24 protein-coding genes and 1 pseudogene are annotated in these 26,874 nt (G+C 70.2%); 13 read left to right on the top strand and 12 right to left on the bottom strand.

Features of this window, described 5'->3' with window-relative positions:
- Nucleotides 1–578: 578 nt before the first annotated feature.
- Nucleotides 579–1,106: a MarR family winged helix-turn-helix transcriptional regulator gene (locus OG410_RS37440; RefSeq protein ID WP_329303217.1), complete on the bottom strand. Its 528-nt coding sequence runs from the start codon at nucleotides 1,104–1,106 to the stop codon at nucleotides 579–581.
- A gap of 100 nt (nucleotides 1,107–1,206) precedes the next feature.
- Between OG410_RS37440 and OG410_RS37435 the strand changes: the two are divergent.
- A pseudogene (locus OG410_RS37435) lies at nucleotides 1,207–2,721 on the top strand (MFS transporter).
- 663 nt (nucleotides 2,722–3,384) lie between these two features.
- Here OG410_RS37435 and OG410_RS37430 read toward each other — a convergent pair.
- Both OG410_RS37430 and OG410_RS37425 read right to left on the bottom strand, forming a co-directional pair.
- Nucleotides 3,385–3,816 (bottom strand): GNAT family N-acetyltransferase, encoded by a 432-nt coding sequence (locus OG410_RS37430; protein ID WP_329303216.1) that lies wholly within the window; start codon nucleotides 3,814–3,816, stop codon nucleotides 3,385–3,387.
- Nucleotides 3,813–4,310, bottom strand: a complete 498-nt coding sequence (locus OG410_RS37425) for an aminoacyl-tRNA deacylase (RefSeq protein ID WP_329303215.1) — start codon at nucleotides 4,308–4,310, stop codon at nucleotides 3,813–3,815. Before OG410_RS37425 ends, OG410_RS37430 begins: the two co-directional genes overlap by 4 nt.
- Before the next feature lie 459 nt (nucleotides 4,311–4,769).
- Here OG410_RS37425 and OG410_RS37420 point away from each other — a divergent pair, with 459 nt between their 5' ends.
- Both OG410_RS37420 and OG410_RS37415 read left to right on the top strand, forming a co-directional pair.
- A complete protein-coding gene (locus tag OG410_RS37420; protein ID WP_329303214.1) occupies nucleotides 4,770–6,935 on the top strand; it encodes an RICIN domain-containing protein in 2,166 nt (721 codons plus the stop codon).
- Between the two features lie 35 nt (nucleotides 6,936–6,970).
- Nucleotides 6,971–8,263 (top strand): ThuA domain-containing protein, encoded by a 1,293-nt coding sequence (locus tag OG410_RS37415; protein ID WP_329303213.1) that lies wholly within the window; start codon nucleotides 6,971–6,973, stop codon nucleotides 8,261–8,263.
- Between the two features lie 94 nt (nucleotides 8,264–8,357).
- On the opposite strand, the gene OG410_RS37410 is transcribed toward OG410_RS37415, so the two are convergent.
- On the bottom strand, nucleotides 8,358–9,179 hold the full coding sequence (locus OG410_RS37410; RefSeq protein ID WP_443063843.1) for a DUF1206 domain-containing protein: 822 nt from the start codon (nucleotides 9,177–9,179) through the stop codon (nucleotides 8,358–8,360).
- Between the two features lie 11 nt (nucleotides 9,180–9,190).
- Entirely contained in the window at nucleotides 9,191–9,589 is a 399-nt protein-coding gene (locus OG410_RS37405) for a hypothetical protein (RefSeq protein WP_329303211.1), read from the bottom strand.
- A 191-nt stretch (nucleotides 9,590–9,780) separates the two neighbouring features.
- Between OG410_RS37405 and OG410_RS37400 the strand changes: the two genes are divergently transcribed.
- From OG410_RS37400 to OG410_RS37375, 6 genes are all read left to right on the top strand, one after another.
- Nucleotides 9,781–10,707: a MurR/RpiR family transcriptional regulator gene (locus tag OG410_RS37400; protein ID WP_329303210.1), complete on the top strand. Its 927-nt coding sequence runs from the start codon at nucleotides 9,781–9,783 to the stop codon at nucleotides 10,705–10,707.
- 372 nt (nucleotides 10,708–11,079) lie between these two features.
- Nucleotides 11,080–11,463: a hypothetical protein gene (locus tag OG410_RS37395; RefSeq protein WP_443063842.1), complete on the top strand. Its 384-nt coding sequence runs from the start codon at nucleotides 11,080–11,082 to the stop codon at nucleotides 11,461–11,463.
- A 49-nt stretch (nucleotides 11,464–11,512) separates the two neighbouring features.
- Nucleotides 11,513–12,409 (top strand): MBL fold metallo-hydrolase, encoded by an 897-nt coding sequence (locus OG410_RS37390; RefSeq protein WP_329303209.1) that lies wholly within the window; start codon nucleotides 11,513–11,515, stop codon nucleotides 12,407–12,409.
- Nucleotides 12,410–12,508: 99 nt separating this feature from the next.
- On the top strand, nucleotides 12,509–12,853 hold the full coding sequence (locus tag OG410_RS37385) for a YkvA family protein (protein ID WP_328673225.1): 345 nt from the start codon (nucleotides 12,509–12,511) through the stop codon (nucleotides 12,851–12,853).
- An 87-nt stretch (nucleotides 12,854–12,940) separates the two neighbouring features.
- Nucleotides 12,941–14,392 (top strand): CAP domain-containing protein, encoded by a 1,452-nt coding sequence (locus OG410_RS37380; protein ID WP_329303208.1) that lies wholly within the window; start codon nucleotides 12,941–12,943, stop codon nucleotides 14,390–14,392.
- 242 nt (nucleotides 14,393–14,634) lie between these two features.
- The gene (locus tag OG410_RS37375; RefSeq protein WP_329303207.1) at nucleotides 14,635–15,891 is read left to right on the top strand and encodes a serine hydrolase domain-containing protein; all 1,257 of its coding nucleotides are present in this window, start codon (nucleotides 14,635–14,637) and stop codon (nucleotides 15,889–15,891) included.
- Between the two features lie 23 nt (nucleotides 15,892–15,914).
- On the opposite strand, the gene OG410_RS37370 is transcribed toward OG410_RS37375, so the two are convergent.
- Nucleotides 15,915–18,260: a glycoside hydrolase family 65 protein gene (locus OG410_RS37370; RefSeq protein ID WP_329303206.1), complete on the bottom strand. Its 2,346-nt coding sequence runs from the start codon at nucleotides 18,258–18,260 to the stop codon at nucleotides 15,915–15,917.
- Entirely contained in the window at nucleotides 18,257–18,994 is a 738-nt protein-coding gene (locus OG410_RS37365; RefSeq protein WP_329303205.1) for a beta-phosphoglucomutase family hydrolase, read from the bottom strand. Before OG410_RS37365 ends, OG410_RS37370 begins: the two co-directional genes overlap by 4 nt.
- Nucleotides 18,995–19,199: 205 nt before the next feature.
- On the opposite strand from OG410_RS37365, the gene OG410_RS37360 reads away from it, so the two are divergent.
- Nucleotides 19,200–19,889, top strand: a complete 690-nt coding sequence (locus tag OG410_RS37360) for a nucleoside/nucleotide kinase family protein (protein ID WP_329303204.1) — start codon at nucleotides 19,200–19,202, stop codon at nucleotides 19,887–19,889.
- A 51-nt stretch (nucleotides 19,890–19,940) separates the two neighbouring features.
- Here OG410_RS37360 and OG410_RS37355 read toward each other — a convergent pair whose 3' ends face one another.
- The gene (locus OG410_RS37355) at nucleotides 19,941–20,711 is read right to left on the bottom strand and encodes a peptidoglycan-binding domain-containing protein (protein ID WP_329303203.1); all 771 of its coding nucleotides are present in this window, start codon (nucleotides 20,709–20,711) and stop codon (nucleotides 19,941–19,943) included.
- 285 nt (nucleotides 20,712–20,996) lie between these two features.
- On the opposite strand from OG410_RS37355, the gene OG410_RS37350 reads away from it, so the two are divergent.
- The 3 genes from OG410_RS37350 (at nucleotide 20,997) to OG410_RS37340 (ending at nucleotide 23,165) form a co-directional block, all read left to right on the top strand.
- On the top strand, nucleotides 20,997–21,677 hold the full coding sequence (locus OG410_RS37350; protein ID WP_329303202.1) for a DUF6445 family protein: 681 nt from the start codon (nucleotides 20,997–20,999) through the stop codon (nucleotides 21,675–21,677).
- Between the two features lie 114 nt (nucleotides 21,678–21,791).
- A complete protein-coding gene (locus tag OG410_RS37345; RefSeq protein WP_329303201.1) occupies nucleotides 21,792–22,151 on the top strand; it encodes a luciferase domain-containing protein in 360 nt (119 codons plus the stop codon).
- A gap of 642 nt (nucleotides 22,152–22,793) precedes the next feature.
- Complete coding sequence (locus OG410_RS37340; RefSeq protein WP_443063937.1) at nucleotides 22,794–23,165, top strand: Zn-ribbon domain-containing OB-fold protein; 372 nt, start codon at nucleotides 22,794–22,796, stop codon at nucleotides 23,163–23,165.
- Between the two features lie 267 nt (nucleotides 23,166–23,432).
- Here the strand turns inward: OG410_RS37340 and OG410_RS37335 are convergent, their stop codons facing one another.
- The 4 genes from OG410_RS37335 to OG410_RS37320 form a co-directional block, all read right to left on the bottom strand.
- Complete coding sequence (locus OG410_RS37335) at nucleotides 23,433–24,239, bottom strand: pectate lyase (protein WP_329303200.1); 807 nt, start codon at nucleotides 24,237–24,239, stop codon at nucleotides 23,433–23,435.
- Between the two features lie 38 nt (nucleotides 24,240–24,277).
- Nucleotides 24,278–25,255, bottom strand: coding sequence for a pectate lyase family protein (locus OG410_RS37330; protein ID WP_329303199.1), 978 nt, complete (start codon nucleotides 25,253–25,255; stop codon nucleotides 24,278–24,280).
- A 377-nt stretch (nucleotides 25,256–25,632) separates the two neighbouring features.
- The gene (locus tag OG410_RS37325) at nucleotides 25,633–26,019 is read right to left on the bottom strand and encodes a PPOX class F420-dependent oxidoreductase (RefSeq protein WP_329303198.1); all 387 of its coding nucleotides are present in this window, start codon (nucleotides 26,017–26,019) and stop codon (nucleotides 25,633–25,635) included.
- 55 nt (nucleotides 26,020–26,074) lie between these two features.
- The gene (locus OG410_RS37320) at nucleotides 26,075–26,710 is read right to left on the bottom strand and encodes an HAD family acid phosphatase (RefSeq protein ID WP_329303197.1); all 636 of its coding nucleotides are present in this window, start codon (nucleotides 26,708–26,710) and stop codon (nucleotides 26,075–26,077) included.
- Nucleotides 26,711–26,874: the final 164 nt, after the last annotated feature.

Below are 26,874 nucleotides of genomic sequence, written 5' to 3'. Positions count from 1 at the left end.
GACGGCAAAGGCTGATCGCAGGCTTCCCTTCCCGGCAGCGGAGTGAGTCGGCTCCGCTGCCGACCATCGCGCTCACGACCTGTCCGGCCGTTCCGGAACGCCGTGCCCTGAGCTTCCCAAGCTGAGGGCGCCCGCCGTATGCGCAGGCTCTCCGAAGAGTCAGAGCAAGTTCTTCCAAAAGGGGACCGTCGCTCGCGGGTTCCAGCTCTCGTCGACTTCGCCCCTAGCCTCGTCGAACTCCTGGTGCATGTAGTCGACCAGGTCCAGGCCGTAATAGATGACCTCGGTCTGCCACATGGAGAGCACCGGGTGCCCAAAGCTTCCCCGCCCAGCCGGCAGTAGCGGTGGGCATACACGGGCACCAGTACCGGCACCTCCGCCAGTTGATGCCGCGCGGTTGCCAGTGCCACCGTCCCATCAGCTGGACGCTCACCCCGGATCTCGTGCCAGAACCCGTTGTCCTCAACGTCGAACAGAACCCCCTCGACTGGCCCCGCCGCCATCTGGCACAACGAGCACACCGGCCAGCCCGTCATGCGGTCGCTGACTGCCTATGACCACTGACGGCTTGGAATCGATCATCTGGCGCCGGCGGTCCCCGAGGACGCCGGGGGGCACGGTGTCACCGGGCTCCGCTCGGCGAGGTGGGCGTCCATGGTGGCGTTCAGATCGGCCATGAACTGCTCGAACTGTTCCAGGAGCTGTGGCGGGTAGGGGGACATCGCGGCATCGAGGCGGCCGGCGAGCGGGCCGAAGAACTCGTCCGCCCGTTCCTGGATGTGCCCGCCGCTGCGCAGCGTGACGATGCGCCGGTCGGAGTGCTCGCGGGCCCGCGTGATGTGCCCTGCCGCTTCGAGGCGGTTCAGCAGCGCGGTGGTGGCGCCCGTGGACAGGGAGATCCGCTCGCTCAGCCGCGCCGGCGACAGGGGGGTGCCGCGCTCCTCGGCGGCGGCGATCTCCAGGACCGCGGTCGCATCCGTGAAGTGCAGGCCCAGCCAGGTGGCGAAGCGCCGGCTGAGCTCGGCGTAGTGGCCGCCGTAGATCCTCAGCGACTCCATCAGCCGCTCACGCTGCTCCGCGACGCCGTCGCGCACAGCTTCCTCCATGCCGACCCTCCACCTTCTCTCCTGCCGCACGGTCCGCGCGGTCACTCCACTTTGACAACCTACCGTCACCACTTTACCTTCATGGTGGAATTACTTCACCATGGAGGTATCTGGCGTGCGTGACCCGTCCCCCACCCCTGACAAGACGACCGAGCCCTACCGGTGGCGATGGCTGATCCTGGTGGTGATGATCGTCGCGGAGATCATGGATCTCCTGGACGCCTCGATCGTCAACGTCGCCGGACCGGACCTGGAGAGATCCCTCGGTGCCGGTTCCGTCGGACTGCAATGGGTGATCGGCGGCTACGCCCTCACCCTGGGTGCCGGGCTCGTGCTCGGCGGCCGGCTCGGCGACCGCTACGGCCGACGCAGAATGTTCCTGATCGGCCTGGCGGCCTTCACTGCGTGCTCCCTGCTGTGCGCGATCGCGCCGAACATCGAGTCACTGATCGCCTACCGCCTGCTGCAGGGCACCGCCGGAGCGATGCTGCTGCCCCAGGGCCTGGGCCTGCTGCGGGAGAACTTCTCCGGCCCCGAGCTCACCAAGGTCTTCGCGATCTTCGGACCCGTCCTGGGCCTGGGCGGCATCATCGGCCCGGTCCTGGGCGGCTTCCTCATCGAGGGTGACTTCTTCGGCCTGGGCTGGCGGTCGGTGTTCCTGATCAACCTGCCCATCGGGATCGCGGCATTGATCGTCGCCGCGAAGTTCGTGCCCAAGAAGGCGGGCGATCGCACGGTACGGGTCGACATGACCGGCGCCGCCCTGGTCGTGGTGTCCTGTGCCCTGCTGGTGCTGCCGCTCAACCAGGGGCAGGAGGAGGGCTGACCACTGTGGACGTGGCTGTCCATGGCCGCCTCGGTGATCGGGTTCGCTCTCTTCGCCCTTCAGCAGCGCCGTACAGCCGCCGCGGGCCGCGAGCCGCTGGTGACCCCGGGCCTGCTGCGCAAGCCGGCCTTCACCGTCGGCCTCGGCGGCATCGCCCTGTTCTTCGGCGGACTGATCGGCACCCAGCTCGTCCTGACCCTGTTCCTCCAGATCGGCCGGCACTTCACCGCCGGTGACGCAGGACTGGGCAACCTGCCCCTCGCAGTGGGAACCGCGATCGGCGGCGCCGTCAGCGGCGCGTTCCTCGCCGACAAGATCGGCCGCAAGGTGCTCCAGATCGGACCGCTGGTCCAGCTGGCCGGCGCGGCCGTGCTGTGGTTCGAGCTCGACGGCCTCGATGCCGCCTCGTTCTCGATCTGGGACATCGTTCCCGGCGTGACGGTGGCGGGCATCGGCGCCGGCATGGTGATCGCCGCCCTGTTCAGCTTCATCCTGGCCGCGGTCGACGACGACGAGATCGGATCCGCCTCCGGTGTCCTGTCGGCCGTGCAGGCCATCGGCGGCTCCATCGGCGTCGCGGTCTTCGGCTCGGTCTTCTTCGCCCAGGCCAAGACCGGTGACTTCACCGGCGGATTCCACCGCGCGCTGATCGTCCAGGCGTGCCTGCTGACGGCGTTCCTCGCGATCACCTTCCTGCTGCCCAAGAAGGGCCGCCCCGACGACGAGCAGCACGGCATCGCCACCGAGCCCGCCACCGGCTCCGGTGCGAAGCAGCACCTCACCGTGTGAAACACAGCCGGGGAGAGCGCCCACGGAAGCGGTCTCCCCAGCACCGACGTGGGCCGGGCCCGGCGACCTAACCGACTACACGCCACGGGAAGAGCCGGGGGCGAAGGCCGCTGTTGGATCACGGGACAGCCTTAGTGTGCGCCCAACCGCCCATGAACCCAGGTGAACGCCCCCGAGCACACCCCTGCATCCCACCAGCACAGTGGGAAAGCGTGTGTCCGCCCACACCGATGGGAGAGGGGGCACGCGGTCGGCGCCGGCAGGTCATCTCGTGGCCATCGACGAAGCCCGGCCGTCGGTTAGGTCCCGGACGAGTCTCCGAGCCGCCCTCAGACAGGCCGGGGATGAAACCATTCGTTCAGGGCTGGAACCCCCGGAAGCCGACCGCGCACTTGAGACGGTAGACCCAAGCACTGACGAGCAATAGGAGCATCAACAGTCCTGGTGGTGGTGTCGGGCTGTCTGTCGAGACTCGCGCTCGGCGCGTGGGCCGCTGAGAACCTGACCGGCTGGGAAGACTTCGTCGTCCGGATGGCCTGGCCCGGTGACGAGCCGGTCGACAGGGACGGCGAGGACGTCGGCAGCGTACGGGCGAGAGGGATGCCGCCGTGGTCGACGGCCCACCCGTACACGGCCGGCGCCTCCATCAGCGCAGGGGTGCGATCAGGCGGTGGACCACTTGAGATGGACCGCGGTCTCGTGGAATCCAAGCCCCCGGTAGAAGGCGGCCGCCCTGCGGGTCGGCACGGTCACCTCGACGTCATTCGCCTCTCGGGCCCTTGTCTGCGCGGCCCGGATCAGCGCGGAACCCGTACCGCGGCCGCGTAGGGGTGCGTCCACGGTGAGTTCCAGCAGTTCGAGGACCGTTCCCCCGGCGAAAAGGGTCGGCAGGCGCAGCGCGAGCAGATACCCCACCACGCGCGCGTCCTGCTCGGCGACCAGGAACTCGGCTCTGCCCCCTGCGGCGGCCTCGATGATCCCGGGGAACGTGACGTCGTCGAAGACCGTCCGGTCGGGCCGGTAGCTCGTCACGAACCCGCTCAGCAGACGGTAGATGTCTTCGGCGTCCGCGGCTGCGGCGTCGCGGACGATCATGCGGGTTTGTCCGCCGGGAGTCCGGCGATCCGCGCCGTGGAGGCAGCCGGGACGGCGGCCGTCAACTCCGCCGCCTCGATCTCGATGCTGCTGCCGGGCCGACCTCTGCCGCGGTGCACCAGGCCCAGGCCGCCGACCGCCTCGTCGAACACGACCATCGCGGTCCGGTCCGCGGACACGGGGCACACCCCGCCCGGCCGCATCCCCGCCCTCGTCAACCGCTCGGTGCCTGCGGGAGACAGGTCACCGCGCCGGATGCCGACGGCGCGGGCGAGGGCGCCGTACCGCAGTCGCGCATGACCGGGCACGGCCGCCGGCAGGAGGCGGTCCCCGGGAGTGACGAATGCCAGGGTCTTGACCGTCCGCTCCAGGGGAACGCCCAACGCGGCGCACACTTCTGCGGGGCTGGTGACGTCAGGGTGCTCGCGCAGCCGGAACGACGCGCCGAGCGCCACGAGAACTTCCGGCGGACCGATGGGTGCGGGAGCGTTCACATCTCCGAGATTAGCGTGCGCCCCATGAGAGTTGACGGCCTGATCAACGTTCACAGTGCTGTGGGCGAACCACTGCGGCAGGGCTTCGTAGTCCCGCGTCAGGCGGCGGTTGTGACGAGGCTTCAAGAAGTGAATCGCCTCCCGAAGCGGCAACGCGCCACATCTCGCTGGTGAACAGGCCTGCAACAGAGCCGAGTTCAGGGACCCTCCAGCCGTCGTCTCTTCAACTCCGGTTGAGGACTGGCCATTTGAGAGGGTTCTTTGTTTCATATCTTGACGTCTTTGGTGCAGACCTTTAGGTTCACCGATCACCACACCTCCATGAATGCATTCGATGTTCACGGACATGAACCCCCCACCAGTTCAGGAGTGTCCAGCATGTCCAGATTCCCCCTGTCCGGATCCCGAAGAAGATCCGGGCGCCGTCGAACGGCCAGGCTGCTCACGGTGACCGCGCTCATGGCGACGACCGTGTCGGGCCTGACCGCCACCGCGCAGAGCGCCGCCGCCCGGGACGACGCGCTCGCGCAGGCGGCCGCGGTGCCGACGGGCTGGGCCACCGTCGTCAACGCGGGCAGCGGCAAGTGCGTCGACGCCCGCGCCGCCGGAACGGCCGACGGAACCGCCGTCCAGCAGTACGCCTGCAACAGCAGCCAGGCCCAGCAGTGGCAGTTCGCCGCCACGTCGGGCGGGTACTCCCAGGTCGACAACCGGGCCGACAGCACCAAGGCCTGGGACGTCACCGACGTCTCGGTTGCGGACAGCGCGCTGGTGCAGCTGTGGGCGTACGGCGGCGGCAGCAACCAGCAGTGGCAGGCCGTGGCGGAGGCCGGCGGCGCCTACCACTTCGTGAACCGCAACAGCGGCAAGTGCCTCGATGTGCCGAGTGCCTCCACCGCCGACAGCGTGCAGCTCCAGCAGTACACCTGCAACGGCACGGCGGCCCAGTCCTTCCATGTCGACGCGGTGGACACGCAACAGCCTCCGGGGACACCGGACCTGGGCCCGAACGTCACCGTCTTCGACCCGTCGACCCCGGCCGCGACCATCCAGAGCAGCCTCGACTCGGCCTTCTCCCAGCAGGAGACCAACCAGTTCGGCACCGCCCGGAAGGCCTTCCTCTTCAAGCCCGGCACCTACAGCGCCAACGCGAACGTCGGCTTCTACACCCAGGTCGCGGGTCTGGGCCTCTCCCCCGACGACGTCGACATCCGGGGCTCGGTGCACGCCGAGGCGGACTGGTTCCAGGGCAACGCGACCCAGAACTTCTGGCGTTCGGCGGAGAACCTGTCGGTGACTCCCCCGTCCGGCACGGACCGCTGGGCGGTGTCGCAGGCGGCGCCCTACCGGCGTATGCATCTGCGCGGCAACCTGGCGCTGGACGACGGCGGCTGGTCCAGCGGCGGCTACATGGCCGACACGAAGATCGACGGCCAGGTCAACTCCGGTTCGCAGCAGCAGTGGCTGTCGCGCAACACCGAATGGTCGAACTGGACCGGCTCCAACTGGAACATGGTGTTCGTCGGCGCGAAGAACGCCCCCGCGAACAGTTTCCCGAACCCTCCGTACACGACGGTGGGCCAGACACCGGTCTCCCGCGAGAAGCCCTTCCTGTACGTCGACGCGGCGGGCGCCTGGAAGGTGTTCGTCCCGTCCGTACGTACCAACTCCAGCGGCACGACATGGAGTTCGGGCACTCCTGCGGGCTCGTCCCTGCCGCTGTCCGACTTCTTCGTGGTGAAGCCGGGCGCGACGGCGGCCCAGCTGAACGACGCGCTGGCCCAGGGCAAGAACCTGCTGGTGACGCCGGGCGTCTACCACCTCGACCAGACGCTCAGGGTCACCCGGGCCGACACCGTGGTCCTGGGCCTCGGTCTGGCCACCCTCGTCCCCGACAACGGCATCACCGCCATGACGGTCGCCGACGTGAACGGTGTCCGGCTCGCCGGGCTGCTGATCGACGCGGGCACGACCAACTCCGCGCAACTGCTGGAGATGGGACCGAGCGGCTCCTCCGCGGACCACAGCGCAAACCCGAGCTCCCTGCACGACGTGTTCTTCCGCGTCGGCGGCGCGGGCGTCGGCAAGGCCACCACCAGCCTGACCGTCAACAGCGACGACGTCATCGGCGACCACCTGTGGCTGTGGCGCGCGGACCACGGCAGCGGAGTCGGCTGGACCAGCAACACGGCCGACACCGGCCTGGTCGTGAACGGCGACGACGTGACCATGTACGGGCTGTTCGTCGAGCACTACCAGAAGTACCAGACCGTCTGGAACGGCAACGGCGGCCGCACGTACTTCTACCAGAACGAGATGCCCTACGACCCGCCCAGCCAGGCGGCGTGGACGAACGGTTCGACGCAGGGCTACGCCGCCTACAAGGTCGCGCCCTCCGTGACCAGCCATGAGGTGTACGGCTTCGGCAGCTACTGCTACTTCAACGCCAACCCCGCCGTCGCCGCGGAGCGCGCCATCGAGGCGCCCGTCAACGCGAACGTGCGTTTCAAGGACATGGTGACCGTCTCCCTCGGCGGTACGGGCACCATCCGGCACGTCGTCAACGACCGGGGCGGTCCTTCCAACTCCTCCACCAACGTCGCCAACCTGGTCAGCTACCCGTGACGACCACCCCTGACACGTACGGGAAGGAGAACCGGATGCGCATCAGCCAGTCCCCACCGGCGCGCGGTGTCCTGCGGGTCCTCGTCCTGCTGGCGACCCTGCTCGGCCTCGCCGCTCCGCCGGCCGCGCACGCGAGCGCCACGGCGGCCCCGTTCAAGGTGCTCGCCCTCTACAACGGCACCTGGGACGCGGCCCACATCAGTTTCGTCCACGAGGCCAACGACTGGTTCCCGAAGCAGGCCGCGGCGAACGGCTTCACCTACACGGCCAGCAACAACTGGGACCTGCTCGGCAACGGGGGCGTGAACGCGTACCAAGTCGTCCTGTTCCTCGACGACCTGCCGCAGACCTCGGCCCAACGCGCCGGTTTCGAGCAGTACATGCGCGCCGGCGGCGGCTGGATGGGCTTCCATGTCTCCGCCTTCACCACCGACGCGCAGAGCTGGTCCTGGTACCACAACCAGTTCCTGGGCAGCGGGAACTTCACGTCCAACACCTGGGGGCCGACGACCGCCGTCCTGAAGGCCGAGGACCGGGCGCATCCCTCCACCGTGAACCTGCCGGCCACGTTCACCTCGTCGGTCAGCGAGTGGTACAGCTGGTCGAACGACCTGCGGCAGAACCCGGACATCCGCGTCCTCGCCTCGGTCGACCCGAGCAGCTTCCCGCTGGGCACTGACCCGAACCAGACCTGGTACAGCGGCTATTACCCGGTTCTGTGGACCAACACGAAGTACCGGATGCTGTACGCGAACTTCGGCCACAACGCGATGGACTACGCGACGAACACCACGCTGTCGTCGACGTTCGCCAGTACGGCCCAGAACCGGTTCCTGCTGGACGGACTCAAGTGGCTCGGCGGGGCTGACACGCCGGTGCCACCGACGGACCCGATCTCGGAGACCGCCTGGTACTCCCTGGCCGGTTCGGGCAACGGCACCTGTGTGGACGCCCGTTCGGCCGGCACGGCGAACGGGACCGCGGTCCAGCAGTACACCTGCAACGGCACGCAGGCACAGCAGTTCCAGTTCCGTTCGACGGACAGCGGCTACACCCGGATCGCGCTGCGGATGAATCCTCAGCAGGTCGTCGATGTCACCGACCGCTCGACGGCCGACAACGCGCCGCTGCAACTGTGGAGTTGGTCGAACGGCCAGAACCAGCAGTGGCAGCCGGTGAAGGAGAGCAGCGGGCGCTATCACTTCGTCGCCCGGCACAGCGGCAAGTGCCTGAGCGCGGCGGCATCCGCCGCGAACAGCGTGCAGCTCACCCAGCGCGGCTGTGACGGATCGGCCGCCCAGAGCTTCGCACTCACCGCGCAGCCCTGACCGGTCCACATCGGGGTGCCTCCTCCGCCGCCGCGCGGCGGCGGAGGCACCCTCGCGGCGCCGGCCGGACACGCGATCCGGCCCATCCGGTGCCTCACACCCTGCGCCACCGTGCCATCGCGAACGAGAACAGCCCGAACAGGACGAGGCCGGCGGCGACGCAGGCCAGCAGCCACGGGCCCATCGGCGTTCCGGCGAAGGACCGCAGCGTGCCGTCCATCCCCTTGGCCTGGTCGGGCCGGTACTCCACGGCGGCCCGGACGGCGAAGGCACCCGCCGCCGCGAACACCACACCGCGCGCGGCCCCGCCGCCGACTCCCGTCGTGTCGACAGCCCCGCGGACCCGCCGCGACATCTCACCGAGCTTGAGGTGCTTGTGGTACTTGCGCATCACGGCCCGTACGGCGATCCAGACGCCCGCGACGACCAGGCCCGCCCCGGCGGCACCGACGATCCACTGGCCACCGGGCATGCCCAGCGCCTTGGCCGTGACGTCCCGGGACTGCCGGTCGCCCGAACCGCTGCCGCGCGAGCCGGCCGCGAAGGCCAGCACGGAGTAGGCGACGAATCCGTAGAACACGCACCGCCCGGCCGCCATCAGGCGCTTGCCCGCCTTGCCGCCGTCCTGTCCGGCGGCGCCGAACAACGCCTCGGACAGCCGCCACAGCGCCATGCCCACGAGCCCGGCGCCGAGAGCCCACAGCAGGGCCGCGCCGAACGGCTTCGTGGCGATCTCCTGAAGGGCACCGCCCCGGTCCGCCTGCCGCCCGCCGCTGTCGCCGAAGGCGATACGCAGGGCCAGCACGCCGACCAGGACGTAGATCACCCCCCGGGCGGTCAGCCCCGCGCGGGCCGCGCCCTCACGCGCGGAACCGGTCGCCGCACGGCGGGCGCCGATCTCTCCTTCGCGGGCCACCGACCCGGCGTTCACACGGACCGCGTCTCGTGCGCCGTACTCGAATCCAGTCGCAGCCTCATCTGAACCTCCTGGTCACCGGCCTCCGTGCCCAGCTCGTGCACGGAGAAGGCGGCACCGAGGACCTCCCGCAGACGCTGTGTCGCCTGGGGGCCACCCTGTGCCTCCACGATCGGCTGCCCCGAAAGTTCCACGACAGGCCCCGCCCTGCGGCTGGGATCACCGGCGGTGTCGAACAGCACGGTCCACACCGTCGGCCTGCCGCTCTCGGACTCGTGGGGCTGGTCCGCCCCTTCCCGGTCCGCAGCGAAGCGGCCGCACAGGACACCGAGCACACTCTTGGCGTCGGCCGCGGAACAGTCCCCGAGCATCACGTGAACCGTTGACGCGGGCAGTTGTTGCACGCTCATGAAAACCCTCTCCCTCGCGTCGGCGAACAGACACGCGCGCCCGCGGACGAGCACGTCGTGACAGTTGTTCGAGTACCCCGCGATCCCACGCGAAACAGGGAACGCACGCATTGGTTGCGCGCATACCGGCCCAGGTCAGAAAGGTCCGTGAGCTATGTTGAGTTCTCGTGGGACATGAAGGAGGCGCACCGGTGCCATCGCCGCAGCAGGCACGCGCCCAGGCATCCGCGATCACCTCGGGAAAGACGGCACCCGAGGCGGGCGTGGCTCCCACGTCCCAGCTCAGGGAGCTCTTCGACGGACCCCGGCTCTCCCCTGGTCAGCGGCGCATCGCCCAGTACCTGATCGAGCACCTCACCGAGGCAGCGTTCCTGTCGATCACCGACCTCGCCGAGCGGGTGGGGGTGAGCCAGCCCTCCGTGACCCGTTTCGCGGCGGCCGTGGGCTTCAGCGGTTATCCCGCCCTGCGCGAGAACCTCCAGGCCATCGCGCTCAACACCCTGAGCAGCAGCACACCGGGAACCCCCGCCGAGGTCACGAGCAACGAGCTCCAGGCCGCGGTGGACGCCGAGATCGAGAACCTGGAGAACCTGCGGCGGGACTTCACCGATCCCGACCAGATCATCCGGGTCGGCCGGGCCCTGTCGGAGTCGGCGCCGCTGACGGTCCTCGGGCTGCGGATCTCCGGCTCGCTGGCCGAGTACTTCGCCTACGCGGCCCGCCGTATCCACCCGGACGTGCGGGTGGTGACCCGCGGCGGCTCGGTCTCCTACGACGCGCTGCTCCAGTCGCGAGCGGCGGGCGGCACCTGGGTCCTGGCCTTCGGGATGCCCCGGCACGCCCAGGAGACGCTCACGGCCATGCGGGTCGCGCGCAGCGCGGGCCTGCGGGTGGCCCTGGTCACCGACCTCGGGCTGGGCCCGCTGGCCGACGAGGCCGACGTGACCTTCGCCACCGGGACCGGTTCCCGGCTCGTCTTCGACTCCTACGCGGCGCCCGTGGTGCTGTCGGCGGCCCTGCTCCAGGCCATGACCGACGCCGATCCCGAGCGCACCCAGGCGCGCCTGGAGGAGTACGAGCACGTCGCCGAGCAGCACCAGTTCTTCCTGCGGGACTGACCCGGCCGGGGCGGGCCTCGGCCCCCGGTACCGGCGGAGGAAGCCCCCGCTGTCACGAGGAGGGGCTCCGGTCCCACGCGGCGACCTCTCCCGTACCCCCTCTCACCACGGCATCACGGGATCATTCACAACAAAGCACGCATGAATGTTTTCATGCCCTTGCGCTTCCGGCGGCATATATAAATACTTCTTTCGGATCGTGCCCCGGAGGATTCCAGGTCACGACCCATGAGCACCGGGGGCCGTCCGCTCCTACCCGCATCGGGTCCCGGGTGTTCGAGCGGGTCTCGCCTGCGAGACCCGTGGTGGCGGCCCCGGTCCCCCTATTCCGGGGCCGCCCCCAGAGTCCCCCGCCGACGTAATCCGGAAGCGATGAACATGGCCCTGACGTACTCACCGATCACCTCGGACTGGCCGTGCCAGGTCAAGACCCCCGGCAGCTTCGACTGGGAGCGATCGGCGGTGAAATGGCTGCGCGAGCTGGTACCGAGCCGCTACGCGAGCTACCCCGTCCTGCACAAGCACCCCGTCCTGCTCGCCCGCCACGCGCACCTTCAGGTGCAGCAGGAGATACGGGTCGCCCGTACGGCGCTGCAGACCGCCCGCTCCGAGCTGCCCGGCCTGGGCCTGGCGGAGGGTGTGATCGAGCACTCCATCAAGATGTACGCCGCCGAGGTGATGCAGCTCCAGCACATCGCCCGGAGCATCCGTGCGGTGTCCCAGGCGCTCATCGACCACGCCCACCCGCGAAACTGAGGTCCCGGGCCCTGCCGTGGCCCGGCAGGACCGAGTCCGAGGAGACAGCGTGGACAGTGCCGGGCAGAAGACCGACAGCGCCCCCGGAGGCGACGATTTCGCGGCGGCCGCACAGCTCGACGTGCGGTGGATCCACGGCTCGCCCTCGGCCAAGCACAACACGGACCCCGACATCCAGGTCCACGCCTACGACGAGCACACGGTGATCCTTCGCCAGAACATGGCGATCGACTACGAAGCGCCCTTCATGTTCCTGCTGTTCGGGACCGCGCGAGCCGTCCTGATCGACACGGGCGCCACGGCCTCGGCCGACCACTTCCCGCTGCGCCGGGTCGTCGACCGGGTGATGGACTCCTGGCTGGCCGCGCACCCCCGTGACGACTACGGGCTGCTGGTGCTGCACACCCATCCGCACGGCGACCACATCGCCGGGGACGGCCAGTTCACCGGCCGTCCCGGCACCGAGGTCGTGAACGCGGCCCTCGACAGTGCCTGGGACTTCTTCGGGTTCCACGACGATCCCGACGCCGTCGCGCGGGTCGACCTCGGCGGCCGGGTGCTGGAATGCCTGGCCACACCCGGGCACCACGAGGCCGCGGTGACGTTCTTCGACCCCTGGACCGGGATCCTGCTCACCGGCGACACGGTCTATCCCGGACGCCTGTACGTCGAGGACTGGCCGGCCTTCACCCGCACCGTCGACCGGCTGATCGACTTCTGCGGGCACCGCCCCGTCACCCACGTACTCGGCTGCCACATCGAGATGACCCGGGAACCGGGACGGGACTACCCCGTGCGCACCACCTACCAGCCCGACGAGCCGCCGCTCCAGATGACCACGGATCAGCTCATGGACGTCCGCAGGGCCGTCGAGTCCATCGGATCACGTCCCGGCCGGCATGTCTTCGACGACTTCGTCATCTGCCGCCGCGACACCCGGCGCTGAGAGAACGCGTGCCCGGACAGCGCTGCCAGGCGGCACTAGCCTGGGCACGAGCGGGCACACGGGAAGGAAGCGCACCCGACGACATCTCTGGACGGACACATGGATTCGACCTCGTGGACCGTGGTCCTCGTCATCGTCGCCGTACTCGCGGCCGCCGCGCTCGCGGTGGCGCTGGTGCTCCTGCTCCGGCTCGTACGCGCCCGCCGTGACCTGCGGCGGGCCGGACTGCCGACCGGATCCCGCTGGGTGTTCTGGGGCGCCGTCGCCTATCTCGTGCTGCCGACCGACCTGCTGCCCGACCCCGTCTACCTGGACGACATCGGCGTCATGCTGCTCGCCCTGCGCTCGCTGCGCTCGGCGGTACCCTCCGGGTCGCTCCGCCCACCCCTTGCCCCCGTCAAGGGCGACCCCGGCCAGGTCCCGCGCCGGTCGCGGGAACCGTAGGCCACAGGCGGTCCGTTGAGCGGTCGACGGCCCGTGCTCCGCATCCCTGGCGCGGGGGCACGGATCACGACCTCGACGGGCGGCGGCATGAGCGAGCTGGTTCCCGGGGGCAACGCGCCCCTGCCGGACGGGACCCTGACCCTCAGGGTCCCCGGCCCCTTCGACGTGTCCGCGCTCATCACCGACGACAGCGGCAAGGTGCGCGGCGACGGCGATTTCGTGTTCTACAACCAGCCGGCCGCACCCGGTGTCCGTCTCGACGGCGGCCGGCTCACCGTCGATCCGCCGCGGCTGAGGACCGGAGCGTCCCGCGTCACCGTCGTCGTCAGCCCCACCGACCTCACGACTCCCCTGGGGCGACTGCCCTCCCCCACGATTCAGGTCACCTCGGCGGACGGCCGCGTCCTCGCCCGGTTCACCCCGCCCCGGCCGGAGCGGGAGACCGTGCTGCTGCTCGCCGAGCTGTACCGGCGCGGTACGGCCTGGAAACTCCGTGCCCTCGGGCAGGGGTACGCCGACGGGCTGGCGGGCGTCGCGCGGGATTTCGGGGTCGATGTCACCGAGGACAGCGCGCCGTCGGGCGGCGCGTCGGCGCCCGACGGCCCCTATGGGGTGGGCGGCGGGCGGCCCATGAGGGCACCGAGGGTGCCGAGTCCGGGGCCGGCCTTCGCACGGGGCTCCGCGCCGGGCGTCGCGCCGGGCACCCGGCGGCCGGGCGCGGCTGCCCGGGGCGGATCGCCGGGGGCGCCCGGAGTCGGCCCCGACCCCGACGGATTCCTGGGGCCGGTGAACTCCGCGCGCGCCGCCGCCGGTTCCCCGCCCGTCCGCCTCGACTCCCGGCTGACCGCCGCCGCGCGAGGCCACGCCGCCGCCATGGCGGCTCGCGCCACGCTCGCCTCGGAGGGCCCTGACGGCGTCTCCGTCTACCAGCGCGTCATCGCGGCCGGCTACCCGTACCTGACCATCGGCGAACATCTGGTCTCCGGCCCGCGCACCCCGCACGAATTCGTCGAGTACTGCCTCTCCGCCGAGCCGTCACGGCGCACGCTGTGCGATCCCGCCTTCGACCAGGCGGGACTGGCCGGCGTCCCCGACGCCCGCACGGGCGAGCTGTACTGGACGGCGCTGTGGGCCCGGCCGTTCAGCCCGGCGGGCCTGGACCGGACGACGCGCGAGGTCATCGCGCTCACCAACACCGAAAGGGCCTCGGCCGGGCTGCCGCCCCTCGCCGCCGACGCGACGCTCACCGCCGCGGCCCAGGCCCACAGCGCCGACATGGTGGCCCGCGACTTCTACGCCCACACCTCCCCCGAGGGGAGCCGACCGTGGGACCGCGCCGCCGCGGCGGGCTCCGCCCACCGGGCCATCGGCGAGAACATCGCCTGCGGACAGCGCTCCCCCGCCGAGGTGGTCCGCGGCTGGATGGACAGTCCCGGCCATCGCGCCAACATCCTCAAGCCGGACTTCACCCACATAGGCATCGGCCTGGCCGGCGGCAGCAGGGCGGGCACGTACTGGACCCAGCTCTTCGGCGGCTGAACCGGCGTCAGCTCCCCTCCCCCCTGGGCTCGTCCGGCACTTCCCGTCCGCCGTACGGACCGGGTGGGCCCGGCGTGCTGCTTTCCGCCAATTCGCCGATTCCGTCGCCCTGTTTCCGCTGCATCCCCATGGCGTTGCAACCCGCGCGCCCCGTCAGCGCGTACAGATGGTGCCGTCGCCCGCATCCGCGGCGCGGTCCGGGCCGGGACGTCGGACCGGCAGATGGCACTCGGGAGAAGCAGATGGTCTCAGCAACGGCGGTTACGGGGACGGCGCTGGGCGCGGTCGTGGTGTCCCTGCTGGCGGGGCCGGCACAGGCCGTGGCGCCGGCGGGCACGCACCGCTCCGGCGGCGAACGGACCGCGGTGGCCGCCGCCGCAGCACCCGACGAGGCGGGCCTGCGGACGATCCTGCGTACGGCACGCGGTCAGGGAGCACCCGGCGCGATGGCGAGAATCGACGACAACGGCACGGTGCACCGGCTCGTCGAGGGGGTCGACGACCGCGCCACCGGACGGACCATCAGCACGAACGACCGGTTCCGCGTCGGCAGCGTCACCAAGTCCTTCTCCGCCGTGGTGCTGCTCCAGCTCGTCGACGAGGGCAGGCTGAAGCTCGACAAGCCGGTCAACACCTATCTGCCGGGCCTGCTGCCCGACGACAGGATCACCGTGCGGCACCTGCTGAGCCATCGCAGCGGCCTGTACGACTACACCAACGACATGTTCGCCCGGTCCGTCTCCGGCTTCGAAACGGTCCGCAACAAGGTGTTCGGCTACCGCGACCTGGTGAAGCTGTCGCTGGCGAAACCGCGCACCAACGCGCCGGGGGCCGCCTACGCGTACTCGAACACCAACTTCGTCGTCGCGGGCATGCTGATCGAGAAGCTGACCGGGCACACCGTCGCCGCCGAGTACCGAAAGCGCATCTTCACCCCGCTGAACCTGACCGGCACCTTCTACGTCCACCCCGACACCGCGATCCCGGGCCGCCACGCCAACGGCTACCTCACGCCCGACACGGCGGGGGCGGCTCTGGTGAACTCCACCAAACAGACGGCCTCCTGGGCACAGAGCGCGGGCGCCGTCATCTCCACGCCGCACGACCTGGACACCTTCTTCTCCGCGCTGCTGCGCGGCAAGCTCATGTCCGCCGCCCAGCTCACCGAGATGACGAAGTGGACGCGGGTCAACAGCACCACGTCCTACGGCCTCGGCCTGCGCCGCCGCGAGCTGTCGTGCGGGATCTCGGTCTACGGGCACACCGGCACCGTGCAGGGCTACTACACGTACGCCTTCACCACGAAGGACGGCAAGCGCAGCCTCACCGCCCTGGCCAACACCTCCAACAACACCACTGTGCTCAACACCATGTACCGCGCCCTGGAGCCCGCGTTCTGCGGCAAGCCCACGACCAGGGCCGCCGCTCGGGCCGCCGCACCCGGTGTGGCGCCCATGGAGCGGCACGAGGACATCGCGCCCTCCGTCAGCCGCGACTGATCTGCCGGGGCCCGCGCCGCGTCTCACCCCCGGGAGTTCGGCCTCCGGTGCCGCGGCTGGTCAGGGGCGGGGCGCAGCCTCTGCGCCGGGATGGGCAGGCTGCGGGGCTTGTCGGCGTCGACGGTGAGGGTCTCGCGGTGGTGGCGGATCTCCAGCGGGCCGCCGGACGCGAGCGTGTAGGTGGCGACGTCCTGCCCGATCTCCACGCGCAGCCGGTGTCCGAGGACCTGGAGGGAGAAGGCGAGGCGGCTGAGCCGTTCCGGCAGCCGGGGCGCGAACTCCAGCGTGTCCCCGTGGTGGCGCAGCCCGCCGAAGCCGGCGACCAGAGCCGTCCAGGTCCCTGCGAGCGAGGCGATGTGCAGGCCGTCCCGGGTGTTGTGCTCCAGGTCCTGAAGATCCATCAGCGCGGCCTCGACGAGATAGTCGTAGGCGAGGCCGGGATGACCGGTCTCGGCGGCGATCACGGCCTGGCAGCAGGCCGACAGGGAGGAGTCGCGGACGGTGAGGGGTTCGTAGTAGGCGAAGTTGCGGGCCTTGTGCTCCTCGTCGAAGAACGGGCTGCACTTGTAGAGGGCGAGCACCAGGTCGGCCTGCTTGACGACCTGCTTGCGGTAGATGTCGAAATAGGGGAAGTGCAGCATCAGCGGGTACTGGTCGGGGCGGGTGGAGGTGAAGTCCCAGCGCTGGTAGCGGGTGAATCCGGCGTGCTGCTCGTGGACCCCGAGCTCGTCGTTGTAGGGGATGTGCATCGCGTCGGCCGCGTCGCGCCAGGCCTCGCTCTCCTCCTCGTCGACGCCGAGCTCCGCGGCCCGCCGGGCGTGCCGCTCGACGGCGTCGGCCGCGGCCAGCAGGTTCGCGCGGGCCATCAGGTTGGTGTACGTGTTGTCGTCGGCGACGGCGCTGTACTCGTCGGGCCCCGTCACCCCGTCGATGTGGAACCTCCCCTGGTGGTCGTGGTGTCCCAGGGAGCGCCACAGCCGCGCCGTCTCGGTCAGCAGCTCGACGCCGGTGTCGCGTTCGAAGCGCGTGTCGCCCGTGGCGGCGGTGTAGCGGACGACGGCGTCGGCGATGTCGGCGTTCACATGGAACGCGGCGGTGCCCGCCGGCCAGTACGCCGAGCCCTCCGATCCCGCTATGGTCCGCCACGGGAACGCGGCTCCCCGCAGGCCGAGTTGGGCGGCCCGTTCGCGCGCCGCCGGGAGGGTGTTCTGGCGCCAGCGCAGCGCCTCGGCGACGGCGCCCGGGGCGGTGTAGGTGAGCAGCGGCAGGACGAAGGTCTCGGTGTCCCAGAAGGCGTGGCCGTCGTATCCGGAGCCGGTCAGGCCCTTGGCGGGGATGGCGCGCTGTTCGGCGCGGGCGCCTGCCTGGAGCACGTGGAAGAGGGCGAAGCGGACGGCCTGCTGGATCTCCTCGTCGCCGTCCACCTCGACGTCGGCGCGTGCCCAGAAGTCGTCGAGGTAGGCGCGCTGTTCGTCGACGAGCCGGCGCCAGCCGCTGTGCCGGGCGGCGGCGAGGGCCGCGTCGACCTGGTCGCGCAGGGCGGGCAGGGAGCGGTTGCCGGACCAGCCGTAGGAGACGACCTTCTCCAGGCGCAGGGTGTGGCCCGGCTCCAGCACGGAGGTGACGGTGAGGCGGGCGAGGTCGTCACTGCTCTCACCGCTCAGGGTGGTCCTGTCGGGGCCGCTGACCGCGTGGTCCGCGGCCGCCGCGACCCGCAGGGCGCTGTGCCGGGTGCGGTGCACGAGCCGCAGCCGGCCTCCCGCCGCGAAGTGTTCCTCCGGCTCCAGCGGCGACTCCAGGGCGATCGCCGCCCGCGGATCGCCGTCGCGGCCGGGCAGTTGCTCGTTGGCGACCAGCTCCGACTGGACGACCACTCTGATCCGGCTGTCGACGGCCTCCACCTCGTAGGCGACGGCCGCGATCGCCCGCTGGGTGAAGGAGACGAGCCGGGTGGAGCGCACCCGGACCGTGGAGCCCGCCGGTGAGGTCCACTCGCAGGTGCGGGTGAGGAGCCCGGTGCGCAGGTCGAGGACGCGCTCGTGGGAGCGCAGCCGGCCGTAGCGCAGGTCGAACGGTTCGTCGTCGACGAGCAGCCGGACGATTTTGCCGTTGGTGACGTTGATGACGGTCTGCCCGGACTCCGGATAGCCGTAGCCCGCCTCGGCGTAGGGCAGCGGGTGTGTTTCGTGGACGCCGCCCAGGTAGGTGCCGGGAAGGCCGTGGGGTTCGCCCTCGTCGAGGTTGCCGCGCCAGCCGACGTGACCGTTGGCGAGGGCGAACACGGACTCGCTCTGCGGCAGCAGCCCGAGGTGCAGCTCGCTCTCGCGCAGGCTCCAGGGTTCGACCCCGTACGAGGAATGAGTGATCACGCGCGCTCCCCCAGTTCGTCGAGATCCTGTACGACGATGTCGGCGCCGTGGGCGCGCAGGGCGGCGCTCTGGCCCACGCGGTCCACGCCGACGACGTACCCGAAGTGGCCCGAGCGGCCCGCGTCCATGCCGGCGAGCGCGTCCTCGAAGACGGCCGCCTCGGACGGCTCGACGCCGAGGTCCTTGGCCGCGGCGAGGAAGGTGTCGGGGCGCGGCTTGCCCGGGAGCCGCCGTTCGGCGGCGACGACGCCGTCGATGCGTACGTCGAAGAGTGCCTCCGCGCCCACCGAGCGCAGGACGTCCCGGCAGTTGGCGCTGGAGGAGACGACCGCGGTCCGCAGGCCGTGCGCCCGGACCGCCTCGATGTAGCGCAGCGTGCCGTCGTAGGCCTCGACCCCGTCGTTGCGGATCATGTCGAGAAGCAGGTCGTTCTTGCGGTTGCCGAGTCCGTGGACGGTGCCCCGGTCCGGCGGGTCGTCGGGGGTTCCGTCGGGGAGTTCGACGCCGCGTGAGGCGAGGAAGGACCGTACGCCGTCGGCTCGGGGCAGGCCGTCCACGTACGCGGCGTAGTCGGCGTCGTCGAAGGGACGGAATCCGTCGCCGTCGCGTCCTCGCAGGAAGTCGTCGAACGTCCGCTTCCAGGCGGCCGCGTGGACCACCGCGGTTCTGGTGATGACCCCGTCGAGGTCGAAGAGGCAGGCCAGGATCTGTTTCGGCAGGCCGAGCTCAGTCATACGAGGAGTCTGCCCCCGGGAACCGTCTCCACCGGGTGGTGAGCGCCACATCACCGCCCTGGCTCAGGAACCGTCCCCGCCGTTCCCGGCCCTTCCCGGCGATCGGCCCGTCCGGTACGGGACTTCCCCCGCGCCCCGCGTCGCCGATACTGGAGGGCATGGAGACCCCTGCCCCCGCGCCCTTGTCCGGACTCGTACGACCGAGGTGAGTCCGTCCTTCGACGACCTGGTGGAACGGGCCGCCGCGCTCGTACGGCCCGGCCGGCGCGCCCTTCTCGGGATCGCCGGCAGTCCCGGGGCGGGCAAGACGACGCTCGCCGAGCGACTGGTCAGGCGGCTCGACGAGGACGGGCCCTTCCGTGTCGCGCACGTGCCGATGGACGGGTTCCATCTCGCGGACGCCGAGCTGGACCGGCTGGGGCGCCGGGACCGGAAGGGGGCTCCGGACACGTTCGACGCGGCGGGGTACGCGGCGCTGCTGCGCAGACTGCGCGAGGACGAGGAGGAGCTCGTCTACGCGCCCGGTTTCGAGCGGGTCCTCGAACAGCCCCTGGCGGGAGCCCTCGCGGTTCCCCGGACCGCGCGTCTGATCGTCACCGAGGGGAACTATCTGCTGCTGCGCGAGGACGCGTGGGCGCGGGCCCGTGCGCAGCTGGACGAGGTGTGGTTCTGCGAGCTCGACGAGGCCGACCGTGTCCGGCGGCTGGTCGCGCGCCACGAGGAGTTCGGGAAGGACCACGACACGGCGGTGGCGTGGGTGCTCGGAACGGATCAGCGCAACGCCGAGCTGGTCGCCGCGACCCGGGACCGCGCCGACCTCGTCGTGGGACCGGCGGTCGTCGGGACTGCCTTCGGCGGGACAGCTGTCGGCCGTGCGCGGGAGCGGCAGGTATAGGGGGCCGGGGCGGAGGGAGCGAGCGTCACCGCGCCGGCCGCCCCGGCCGTCTCAGGGGGCCGCCGTCCTGGATTCCAGGTCGGCCCGGGTGTCGTTGCCGTAGACGCCGGACTCGTCGCCCCGGATGCCGTACCAGAGCTGGAAGCGGGCGACGGCGGCCGTGAGCGCGGCGTCGTAGGTGCCGCTGGTGCTGCCGTGGTCGTACACGTTCGGGATACGGAGCAGGCGTTGCTGAAGAGCGGTCACCTCGGGGCCGTTGTCACCCTCCCGGAGCGTGCCGGCGCCGTCCGGATCGGAGGCACCGTCCGCTGCCCGGTCGGCCGGTGCGGTCGAGGAGTGTTCTCCTGCCGCCCCGGACGCGTCACCCGGGGCCCCGCCCGGCACCAGGAGGGCGAGGGCGAAACCGGTCAGGCCCGCCGCCGTGATGGCCAGCGTGATCGCGGCCCGGCGCAGGCCCGCGCCACGTGCCGGGCCGTGGGCGCCTCCGGGCCTCTTCTCGTGCGGGCGTCCGCCTCCGGGAGGTGTCCCCTCGGCCAGGTCGGCCCCGTACACCTGCGGAGTGTCGGCCGTGTAGTCCTCGCCTCCCGGGACCGGGGGCAGTTCCTCGGTCTCGTCCTCCTCCACCAGGACAGGCAGGAGTCGTACGGGGGGTGTCGGCGCGGGAACCGGACCGAAGTCGTCGTCCTCGTCTGTCATCCCCTCCTTCTCGCGCACCTGCCGGAGCAGCTCCGCGAGGGACTCGGAGCGGCGGCTGCGCTCGACGTGCGTGGGTTCGATCACGGAGCGCCCGGTGGACCTCCCGCGCTCGGGCCGTGTCGGCACACTGCTCTCCTTCCGTCCACGCGGTCTCCCGCCGTCCCTGTGCAGTGATACGCGGGCGCGGGCCGGGACGTTCACCGCCCCCGCTCCTCGGTGATCACCGGCAGGCCGCCCCTGCCGTGGACGGGTGAACTCGGTTGCTGTCGGACGCCGTTGACGTCACGGGTAGCGCACGGTTCCTCGGGTGGACGCCGGGCTCCCGGCCTTGGCCAATCCATGAACCGAGTTGGCGGAAGGTTGACCAGTTCCCTGGAGATCACTGACGGACGCGTCCATAAGGTCGGCCGCATGCCCCCACAACCCCCCATCCCACCGGCGTTGCCGGTCCTGCCGTACCGGAAGCCCACGCGCGACCGGGACTACTGGGTCTTCGACGACGTGCTGCCCGACCCTGATGCCGTACGAGCCCGGTGCGTCGGAAGGGACGACTGGGCCAAGGGCCATCCGTACACCTCGGAGAGCTGGCCGGGCCTGCGGACGATGCCGGGGCTGGAGCAGGACGAACTGGCGTGTGTGGAGCGGCTGGTGAGGAAGGCCACCGGCGCCCGGGAGCTGTGGCAGCAGTCGACCCCGTCGGGCGCCACGCTCAACCACAACTGCGTCCAGGTCGTCGGCAAGGACGAGGGCGAGCCCCGCCCGCACACGGATTCCCGCGCCCTGTGCCGTTACGCGGCGGTGCTCTATCTGAACCCGAACGTCCCCAAGGACTGCGGAACGGCCTTCTTCCGGCAGGCCCTGCCCGGGAGCCGGCTCGGCGGCAACGTCGTCGTCGCACCGCACAACAACCTGGTCGAGGCCCTCGGTACGCGGTTCGTCCCGCCGGACTCCTTCGTCGAGGACATCCGCGTCCCACACCGCTACAACCGGCTGCTCCTCTACAACGCCAACCTGATGCACAGCGCCACCGGCTATTGCGGGACCACCATGGAGGACAAGCGGATGACCGCCGTCTTCTTCTGGATGGCGTGACGCGGACAGCCCCTCGTCAATTACCAGGCGAAAACCAGACATTCTTCGACAACAGAGGGATTACATCTGCGCCAAGTTCTGGTGGCCGAGAGGTGTGCTCGTCATGATGGGCGCATGACCTTGGCCTCCAGAGCCATGACGCGACTGGCCAACTGGCCGGACCTCGCCGAGTCCCTGCCGAGCTGCGGCACGGGACGCGCACTGTGTGCCGCGCAGTGCGAGATCGTCCACTTCCATTCCGAACACGATGTCGACCTGCACCTCACCGACCGGGCCATCCGGCGCTTCGAGGACCAGCTCAAGACCTCGACGGCGATCCGCATGGTGCCCGGCTCCCGCTGGGTGACCATCCATCTCGAAGTCGACTCGGACATCGACCTCCTGCTGACCCTGGTGAGTGTCGCCCTGCAGGCCCATCGGAACGGGCACATCGCGGGCGACGACATATTCTCGACGGCCTGCAACGACCGCTGACCGCGGCGCCGAGAGGAAGACAGCGAGCCTCGGCACTCGTGCGGGAACGAGTGCCGAGGCTCTTTTCGCCGCGTCGTCCGGGGGCGATGACGCGGCGGGTCGGGGACGGGTGCCCGTCGCGCGCCGATGGCGGGCGGCGCACGTCTGCCTGGGGCCGTCCCGGGAGTGAGTGGTCGAAGAACACCGGAACCCCCGGTCAGGTGGGCCACGGCTCGACTTCATAGTCGATCACTGCTTATGGGCTGTCAACTTCACTCTCTGCGCGCGGAGTTCACCTGTGAGCACACAACAGCCGCATGAGGAACCCCGCACTCCGAGGAGCAATAACACCGGCACCGAGTGCCACCATCTCGGCTTCGATGCCGGCTCCCTGGGGCGTGGTCCAGGAGCTCGAGTCGGCCTTCGCGCGGGACTGAGCGCGGACCGGCCGCCAGCGCCCTTCTTCGCGAAAGGTACGGAGTTTCATTTGAAAGGTACGGAGTACTTTACGGGTGACACTCAGTGCCATAGCCTGTGGTCGTGCACGGCGATCCGCGCACATCAGATTCCGGCCGAGCGCAGGGAGATGACATCGTGTATTACCCAGGAATCGCCCTTCACCCGGGCCTGAACGCCTCGACGGACGTGCTCGACGCGGGATCCGTGGAACGCCTCGACACCGCTTCGGCGCAACGCGCCGGGGACGTGCTGCTCTTCCAGCGGTGCCACTGGTGCGCCACCGCCATGTACAGCCGCCTGCTCTGTCCCGTGTGCGCGGGCAGCGACCTGCGTACGGAGGCGAGCGCGGGCACGGGCGTCGTGCGCCACTCCACGGTGATCCACCGCAACACCCCGGCCGCCCGCAACGTCTCCCTGATCGAGATGGCGGAGGGCTTCACGGTCCGGGGCCGGGTCATGGGTTCGCCCGCCACCATCCACAGCGGCGACCGGGTCCAGCTCTCCACCGCCCAGGACCCGGTGCGCCGGCAGCCGGTGTTCCAGCTCATCGACGGCCCGTACAGCGCCTGGAGCTGAGAACCCACCTCGCGTCGGCGGGACCCGGAACCGGTCCCCAGCCATGATCTCTTTGCCGTCCGAGCCCGGCATCCAGGTGATTCCGACCCGGGCCTCACCCTGGTGGGCCGGACACCGCTGCCTCTGGACGGCAGCGTGCTGCACGCCCGCAGGGCCGGGCCGGCGGCCACGGCGCCAGGTTCTAGGCGCATCGACCCGCGGGGTTGTCGACGCGGCTGAACGAACCGGTGTACGAGGCCGGTTCGTTCAGCCGCCGGGCGACGGCCGTCAGCTGTAGGTGATGTCGGACGTCGCGTACTTGCAGTAGGTGCTGTCGGGGCCGCTGCCGTTCGTGGTCGGCTCCGCCCCGGTGTTGTTGCCGATGTACTTCTGGCAGGGGACGATCTTCTTGCTGCTGTCCCCGACGATCCTGATGGACTTCAGCGTCGCGCTGTCGCCGTAGTTGGTGTTGATGCCGACGAGCCTGCTTCCCTTGTAGGTCGCCTCGATGGTGTTGAGATTGATCGTCCGCTTGTACTGCGTCTTGCAGTTGCCGCAGGACCGGATGAACGTGCCGAAGGTCTGCACCGCGAAGTTCGACACGTTCAGCGTTCCGGCGCCGTTGAACTGGAACACCTTGTCGCTGGCCTCCTTCGCGCCACCGCCGCTGACGGTGTAGACGTTGGACGACGACGAGCCGAGGAACGTCGCCGCGTCCTCGCCGACGTCCTCCCACCAGACGTTCTGGAGTGTGCAACTGCCCAGGCAGTGGATACCGTCGGCGGCGGGAGCGCCGATGATGACGTTCTTCAGGACGGTGCCCGCCGCCAGTTCCAGGATCGGCCCCTGGTCCTCGTCCTGGCTGTCCGAGCCCAGGTCACCGGTGCCGTAGAGACGCTTCATCCCGTAGTCCTTGGTACCGGAGACCGAGATGGTGGAGGAGACCGCCTGACTGCCGGTCGCGGTGGGCCAGGTGGCGGCGCTCGCCGGTGTCAGGGCGCCGTCGGCCATCACCATGGCGGCCGAGAGGCCGAGCGCGGCGAGGGTGCCGGTGAGGGCGCGCCGCCTGGCGCGCGGACGTGCTGATGACGTCATGTCCGGATGCCTTCTTCCTGTGGGGGTGGTGGAGTTCGTCAGAGCTTTCCGGTGCCCGCGCCGGACGTCACCGAGGCGACGACGGTCGAGGCCGGCTCGGCGGTGTAGCTGTAGGGCGGCTTCGTGAACGTGCCGGTCTGCGAGATCTCGGTCGCGGCTCCGCCGAGATCGTTGCCGGTGAGGTTGGCGTAGCCGTCCACGTCGCTGTCGCGGTTCGTGGTGACGGCGACGGCCGTGCTCCGGAACACGTTGTTCTCCACGAGCATCTGGGCGCCCATGCGGGAGTGCACCGCGGTTTCGGCGCCGACGACGTAGTTGTCGTAGACGTGCCCGGTGCCGAAACGCAGGCTGGGGATGCGGGAGTTGACGTTGTTGAACCAGTTGTGGTGGTACGTCACCCGCAGGTGCCCGGTGTCCTCACTGGCGTTGCTGTCACTGTGGCCGACGAGCGAGCCCTTGTAGTGGTCCTTGAAGGTGTTCCACGAGACGGTGACGTAGTCGGAGGCGTGGGTGATGTCGAGCAGACCGTCGTAGTAGTCCTTGTCGTGATCGCGGTCCGACGAGAAGGCGTTGTGGTCGATCCACACCTTCGTCGAGGCCTGCACGGTGATCCCGTCGGCGGGCGCGACCGGCTTGCTGATGTTCAGATTGCGGACGACGACGTTGGTGACCTTCTTCAGGCGCAGTCCGCCACCGGTGAACCCGGACGCCGAACCGACGCCCAGCACCGTGGTGTTGGAGCCGATGTCGACCTGACCGCTGAGCGAGATCAGGCCGCTGACCTTCACGACCTTGGCCGCGTCACCGGTGACGGCGGTCTTGAAGGCGGCGAGTGTCGTGACGGTGACGGCGGTCGCGCCGCCGCCACCGGTGGTCCCGGCACCGAAGCCGACCGGCGCGGTCTCGGCGGCTCCGGCCGACTGCGGCAGTACGAGTGCCGTGGCGACCGCCAGGGCGGCGGCCCCGGCCGTCAGCAGGGCCAGGCGGGAGCGCTTGCGTGGGGGGAGCGTACGCATGCGGGTGTGTCCCTTCAGAGGCGACTCTGGACATGTACACGGATGCCATACCTGTATCTGAACAGCGTGGAGTGTGCGACATGACATTCATGGAGCTAAAGCGAGCTGGATACGGCGACTTGCCCTGGTGGTGCGGCTCGGAGATCTGATGTCTCGTATACGAGATGTCACACACGGGTCACGCTGCTGAACGGGAACGTAAACGGTAAGCGCTTTCTAGTCAACGCTTCCGGCAGCACTCATCCGGCCGACTCCCGTATCAGCCGCGAACCCACGCCGCCGTGGAAGGTCGGGCGGGCATGCGAAAGGGAGGGCGCCCTCGGCGCCCTCCCGGGATACGGCACACGGCTCGAAAGCCGTCCTCACGACGGACTACGTCACTGGGACAGGGTGATACGGATGCCGACCGTGCCACTCTCTCCGCGGCGCAGGCGGCTGCCGAACAGGGTGAGACGGCCCGTCACGCCGTACTTGCGGGCGATGAGCTTCCGGTAGCGGGCCGTCTCCGCCGCGTCGACGATCTCGGCTGTACCGGCGACCGGCTCCCCCGTCGGCCTGCCGCGCACGTCGCACGGACCGACCAGGACATCGGCACGGTTGCGGATGCGCTTCACCTTCCAGCTGTCCGCGACGGTCCAGGCGCCCAGCGCCGCCCCGTCCCGCACCACCCACACGGGCGTGGCGACCCCCGTGCCGTTCTTCCGATAGCTGGTGATCAGCAGATACTTGCCCGATCCCAGCGCGTCAAGCGAGGCCTCGTCCATGGCGGAAGTGTATGCGGGACGGTCCACGGCCCCCTCGGCGCCGGAGCCGTCCGGGTCAGGACAGCTCGCCGTCGTAGTCCGGCAGCTTGAACGTGCGCTCCGCGTGGCCGCCGGCCAGGTCGGTGGTGTTGTTGCCGATGTTGGCGATGATCGTGTAGCCGCGGGACTCGATCTCCGCGCGCTTGCCGGTCTTGTAGGCGCCGACCTCACCGAACAGGTCCGGCAGATCCCGCACGTAGAGTCCGTCCACCGGGTAGCCGACGCACTTCAGGTTCCACTTCGTCTCACTGGCGATGATGCCCGGACGCGCGGTCACGAAGAACACGGCCACGCCCCGGGAGTGCGCGTAGCGGGCGAGTGCGAGCGAGGCCTTGACCGCCGGGGTGGGCAGCGCGTACCAGGGGTGGAAGTCGGTCTCCAGCGTGGTGTTGTCGATGTCGAAGACGACCGCGAGCTTCTGGCCGCCGGCGTTCGCGGTGCGCTGCTCGACGTACGGCACCGCCTGGTCGATGACGGCCTGGACGTCGTTCTGCCAGGTGGCGTAGTCGACACCGGCCGTCGCGGAGGCACTGGCGACCGTCCGGGCCGGGGCCGCGACGGCGGACCCGGCCGCGGTGGCCGTCCCCCCGATCCCGAGCGCCACGACCGCCGAAACCACGCCCATCCTGCGCACCACACCGCGTCCCGTCATGCCTGTCCCCTTTTCACAACTGTCGGTCGGAGTACATGAGTTGGTCGAACCCACACATCGAGACGGCGACGGTGCCTGCGACCGTCGCCGTGGCGGAAATGATCCTGGCAGCCCGTGTACGGAGGGGGAAGAGGTAGTTACCGATCGGTAGAGATCGTGCTTCG

This window comes from Streptomyces sp. NBC_00659 (assembly GCF_036226925.1).
In the GTDB taxonomy this organism is placed as follows: domain Bacteria; phylum Actinomycetota; class Actinomycetes; order Streptomycetales; family Streptomycetaceae; genus Streptomyces.
The sequence above is the reverse complement of the archived record's forward strand: the minus strand, read 5'-3'. Positions and strand labels throughout refer to the sequence as shown.